Source organism: Streptomyces prasinopilosus (assembly GCF_001419695.1).
GTDB lineage: Bacteria > Actinomycetota > Actinomycetes > Streptomycetales > Streptomycetaceae > Streptomyces > Streptomyces prasinopilosus.
On the sequence record NZ_LIRG01000410.1, the window covers coordinates 1 to 5803 of the forward strand.

Sequence of the window (5803 nt, forward strand, 5' to 3'; positions counted from 1 at the left end):
GGCTGGGGTCGTCGGGCCCGGTGAGCATGCCGGTGCGGTTGTCGGCCCAGCGGTGACCGTGCATGTGGAAGGTGTGGTAGTACTCGCCGTGCGTGATCATGACGATCTCGACGCGGTCGCCGACGGTGGCCTCGAGGTCGGGTCCGGTGTGGGCGGGCCGGTTGTTGATCGTCATGTCGTTGAAGACGATCGTGTGGGTGCGGTCCGGCAGGATGTCTCCCTTGCGCCGGACGATCACCGCGCCGTACAGGCCGTTGCGGATGCCGCCGGTGCCGTGTTCCGTGCCGACGACGTGGTCGTGGTAGTGCCAGTAGCCGGCGCTGCCCGACCGCCAGGTGCCGTCCGCGCGCCGTCCGGGCTTGTGGGTGCGCCAGGTGTAGGTGCGGGTGCTGCCGGGTGCGACGTCGCTGCGGTTCATCTTGGTGCCGTCGCTGGAGATCTCGTAGTCCAGGCCGTGGACGTGCAGGCTCACCGCTACGTCCATGGTGTTCTCGAACTCCACGTGCAGCGTGTCGCCCTCGTTGAGTTCGATCAGCGGGCCGGGGACGGACGCCTTGCCCTTCTCCAGGCCGTAGCCCATCTTCCCGCCGTCCAGGCGCTCGGCGTACAGCTTGATCCGCCTCACCTCGCCGCCCGCGGGTGCCGTCCTCGCCGGGCTCGGGGCGCTCACCGCTTCGGAGGAGCCCAGGGACAACGATGTCGCCGCGACCGCGCCGCCCAGCAGCACCCGCCGGTTGAAGCCGCGTCTGTCCATGCCGAACTCCCCTTACTGGTACGGGACTCGATGGTGCCGAGCATCGGAAGGCGTGTGCGCGCCGGCGGTGAACCGACTGTCATGAACCCGAGAAACCGTAGCGGCCGCCCCTCTGTTTATCCACACTCAGGACAAAGTTCGTTCCATTGCGGCCATAGGTATTGGCGTGTGACGCAAAGAGGTCTAGCTTCCTTGACGCTGTTGCCGCGACCGAGGAGGGGTGGGTGACCACGTGCGGTTCACCTCGCATCAAGGACCCGTGCGCTTGCGCGGGTCGAGCACGAGAAGCACGAGGACGAACGGAACGGGGCGACGGGCCTGGGCGGCGGCCGTCGCCGCCGGAGTGGTCGCCGCCGGACTGCTGTCGGGTCCCGCCGCCAGTGCGCGCCCGGCCCCCGACCCGGCCCTGACAACGATGTCGATCACGTCGCCCCCGGGCGGCGCCGACGTACGGGTGCTGCTGTTCCACGGCTCCGCCGCGGCCGGCGACGAGTCGCCGCTGGTGAACGCCGGGATCGAGGCGATCGAGGAGATCGGGCTGTCCGGGCCGCGGAACCAGCGGTTCACGGTCACGGCGACGGACAACGCCTCGGTGTTCACCAACGACACCCGGCTGAGCCGCTTCAACGCGGTCGTCTTCCTCACCGGCGGCGGAGACGTCCTCGACCCGGCGCAGGAGGCGGGTCTGGAGGCCTACATGGAGGCCGGCGGCGGGTTCGTCGGCCTCCACGACGCGGCCCGCGCGGAGCCGTACTCGGACTGGTTCACCGGTCTCATCGGCGCCCGCCCGGCCGCGTCCGGCCCGGCGGACGTCCAGCGGGCGACCGTCGAGGTCGGCGACCGGCGGCATCCGGCGACCAAGGGCCTGCCACAGGAGTGGAAGCGGCCGGACAAGTGGCTGAACTGGGCGAAGAACCCGTCCGGCGAGGTGCACACCGTGGCTAGGGTCCGCGAGTCCACCTACCGGCCCGGGGCGGGCGCCCACGGCGCGGACCACCCGGTGAGCTGGTGCCGCGACTACGACGGCGGACGGTCCTTCTACACGGGGATGGGCGGCACGGCGTCGTCGTACGACGAGACCGACTTCCGCGACCACCTGCGCGGCGCCCTGCTGTGGACCACCCGGCTCGTCCAGGCGGACTGCAAGGCGACGATCAACGGCAACTACGAGGCGGAACGGCTCACCCGGCCCAACCAGCCGGGCCGCAACGACCAGATCGGCGAACCGCACGGACTGGTCACCGCCCCCGACAGCCGCGTCTTCTACATCGGCCGCGGCGGCGCGGACTCCTCCCGGCCGGTGGTCACCGACTGGAACGACCCCGACATCGGCAAGGGCACGGGCGAGATCCACGTCTACGACCCGAAGACCGGGAAGGTCACCCTGGCCGGCGCACTCACCGTCTTCGGCAACAAGGGCGGCGGCGACGAACTGGTCAAGGTCGAGGAGGGGCTGCTCGGCATCGAGCTGGACCCGGCGTTCGAGCGGAACGGGTGGGTGTACCTGCACTACACCCCCCATTCGGAGATCGACCGGGTCAAGCGCATGGCCGACCGCCGAGTCTCCCGCTTCACGTTCGACGAGTCCACCGGCAAGCTGGACCTGACCAGCGAGAAGGTGCTGCTCGACTGGCCGGTGCAGATCCACAGCTGCTGCCACTCGGGCGGCGGACTGGCCTGGGACTCCGAGGACAACCTGTACATCGCCACCGGCGACAACAACTCCAGCGGCTTCAGCGGCGGCTACTCGGGCAACAACCCCGAGCCGAACTACAAGGGCGTCTCCTTCGCGGACGCGCGCCGCACGGCCGGCAACACCAACAACCTCAACGGCAAGATCCTGCGCATCCACCCCGAGCCGGACGGCACGTACACCCTCCCCGAGGGCAACCTGTTCACCGGCGAGGAGACCGCCGAGGGCGGCGGCAAGACGCGCGGCGAGATCTACGTGATGGGAGTGCGCAACCCGGCGCGCATCTCCGTCGACCCGGTGACCGACGTGCTCTACGCCGGCTGGGTCGGCCCGGACGCCGGTCAGCCGTCGACGACCTGGGGCCCCGCCAAGTACGACACCTTCGCCGCGATCACCGAGGCGTCCAACCGCGGCTGGCCGTACTGCATGGGCAACAAGCAGCCCTACCGGGACCGCAACCTGCCCGACCCCTCGCAGCCACTGGGCTGGTACGACTGCGACCGCCCGAAGAACGAGTCGCCGAACAACGACGGCCTGGTCAACCTGCCGCCGGTGACCGGCAACAACATCTGGTACTCGCCGCAGGGCGGCGGCCCGGACTTCCCCCGGAACGCCGACGGCGTCCCCTCCTACAAGCAGGAGGAGGCCACCTACCGGCTGCCCTGGCTCAAGGGCGGCGGGCAGGCCGCGATGAACGGGCCCGTCTACCGCTTCGACGAGGCGAGCGACAGCGACACCAAGTGGCCGGCCTACTGGGACGGCAAGTGGTTCGTCGGCGACTTCTACGACGCCGACCAGCCGCGCCACGCGGTGCTCATGAACCCGAAGACGCAGGGCGACGGCGGACTGCCGGTGCACTCGGAGTCGCTGAAGAAGATCGTGCCGGTCGGCAACGACGGCATCAAGAACCTGATGGACTGGAAGTTCGGTCCGGACGGCGCGCTGTACGTCCTCGACTACGGCCGCGGCTTCTTCACCTCGGACTCCAAGTCCGCGCTGTGGCGGGTCACCTACAAGGGCGGCGGCCCGACCCCGGCCGCCGGCCTGCTGGCGAGGGAGGCCGAGTGAAACCAGTGGTGCACGGGCAGCGAAGGGTCTGGGCCGCCCTGCTGGCCGCCCTCCTCGTGGTGTTCGGCCTGCAGTCCGTCTCCGCGGCCGGTGAGCCGGACGCGGAGCGGGCGGGGAGGGCGCGGGCCGCGGCGGACCAGGTGCTCACCTGGACCGCGGGCAACGACATCGACAAGTACCTCTCCGCACCGGCGACCGCGGTGGCCGGACCGGCGACGATCGTCTTCGAGAACAGCGCGGCCACCGGCAACACCACCGGCATGCCGCACACGCTGACGTTCGCCACGTCGGACCCCGAGTTCAACGGCGACGTCCAGCTGAACATCCTCGCCAACCCCTCCGACGACCGGGGCGGCCGGCACACCGCCGAGGTCACGCTCACGCCGGGCCGCTACTTCTACCACTGCACGATCCCCGGCCACGGGGCGATGCAGGGCATCCTGGTGGTGACCGAGGGCAGCGGGGAGGACACCACCGCGCCCGAGGCGACGGCCGAGGTCACCGGCACGCGGAACACCGAGGGCGCGTACGTCGGTTCGGCGAGCGTCGTCGTCGAGGCCACCGACAAGGGCTCGGGCGTCGACCGGATCGAGTACGCGACCGGCGCCGACGGCGCCTGGCAGCCGTACACCGCGCCGGTGGTCGTCGACCGGGTCGGCACCCACACCGTGCGCTACCGCGCCCTGGACAGGGCGGGCAACGTCTCGGCGGTCGGGAGCGTGGAATTCACCGTCGTCGCCCCGCAGTCGGACGACACCACCGCCCCGGAGACCTCGGCGACGGTGTCCGGCGAGAGGAACGCCGACGGCGCCTACGTCGACATGGCGACCGTCACCGTCAGCGCCTCCGACACGGGATCCGGGGTCAACACCATCGAGTACGCGGTCGGTTCCGGCGCCTGGCAGGCGTACGGCGGGCCGGTGATGGTGCACCAGGTCGGCACGCACACCGTGCGCTACCGCGCCACCGACAGGGCCGGCAACGTCTCGGCGGTCAAGAGCGTCGGGTTCACCGTCGTCGCCGCGCCCCCGCGGGACACCACCCCGCCGGTGACGGGCGTGAGCGTCGAGGGCACGAAGAACTCCGCCGGCGCGTACGTCGGCAGCGCGAAGGTGACCGTGAGCGCCACCGACGCGCACGGCAGCGGCGTCGCCGTCATCGAGTACTCGCTCGACGGCGGACCCTACCTGGCGTACACGCGGCCCGTGGTCGTCGACCGGGCGGGCCGGCACACCGTGGCGTACCGGGCGAGCGACGAGGCGGGCAACACCTCCGCGCCGCTCACGGTGAGCTTCACCGTCGTGTCGGGCCAGGTTCCCCCGCCGCCCTGCCCGGAGCTCGACGAGCGGCTGACGGTGTTCGTCGGCGAGGTCGACTCGGGCGTGCCCAACCGGGTCACCGGCAACCGGTGCCGGATCGGCGAGCTGATCGAGGACGAGAGGGAGTGGACGTCGCACGCGCTGTTCCTGAAGCACGTGAGGGGCGTGCTGGACGAGCTCAGGAAGGACGGCGTCGTCGATCGGCGCGAGTACCAAGCCGTCAACCAGGCGGCCCGCCGGTCCGGGATCGGCTCGCCGGGGCAGACCGACGGCTACCGCGCGATCCTCGACGGCAGTGCGGAGTCGTTCGCCGCGTGGCAGCAGGTGGGCGGTGGTTCGTTCGCGCTGAACCCGGACGGATCGATCACGTCCGGCACCACGAGGTCCGGGCTCGGCATGCTGTGGTTCCCCGAGCGCAAGTACGGCGACTTCTCGCTGAAGCTGCAGTGGCGCGACGACGCCCCGGGGACCGGGAACGCCAACTCCGGTGTGTTCGTGCGGTTCCCGCAGATCCACGACCACCCGGAGGAGAGCCGGCCGGAGTGGGCCGCCATCAAGTACGGGCACGAGGTCCAGGTGTTCGACTCGCCCACCGGCGACATGTACAAGACCGGCTCGGTCTACGGTTTCGACCGGGTGGGCCTGGCCGGTGCGGGGGTGACCCAGAAGGGCACCTGGAACGACTACGAGATCCGGGTGGAGGGCCAGCACTACTCGGTCCTGCGCAACGGCGTGCTGATCAACGAGTTCGACAACACCGGCGGCCAGGACTTCGTCCCGTCGCGCCCGGACGACCCGGGCACGGACGGGCGGCGGTTCGCCTCCGGTTACATCGGCCTCCAGGTGCACGGCACCACGGACGTGGTCTCGTACCGGGACGTCCGGATCAAGGAGCTGCCGTGAAGCCCCCGCCGTGACGCGGACCGTCCCGGCGCGGGGCTGAGCCCGCCGCGGGGGTGAACCGCCGCG

General features: G+C 70.9%; 3 protein-coding genes. 2 read left to right on the top strand and 1 reads right to left on the bottom strand.

All coding sequences use genetic code 11. The annotated features are described in order from the left end of the window. Positions 1 to 754 (bottom strand): multicopper oxidase domain-containing protein (locus AOK18_RS17760; RefSeq protein ID WP_055695014.1); only part of this gene is annotated, 754 nt, incomplete at its 3' end. Between the two features lie 259 nt (positions 755 to 1013). Here AOK18_RS17760 and AOK18_RS17765 point away from each other — a divergent pair. Beyond that, positions 1014 to 3515, top strand: coding sequence for a ThuA domain-containing protein (locus AOK18_RS17765; RefSeq protein WP_240503219.1), 2502 nt, complete (start codon positions 1014 to 1016; stop codon positions 3513 to 3515). Then, the gene (locus AOK18_RS17770) at positions 3512 to 5737 is read left to right on the top strand and encodes an OmpL47-type beta-barrel domain-containing protein (RefSeq protein ID WP_240503220.1); all 2226 of its coding nucleotides are present in this window, start codon (positions 3512 to 3514) and stop codon (positions 5735 to 5737) included. Before AOK18_RS17765 ends, AOK18_RS17770 begins: the two co-directional genes overlap by 4 nt. Positions 5738 to 5803 lie beyond the last annotated feature (66 nt).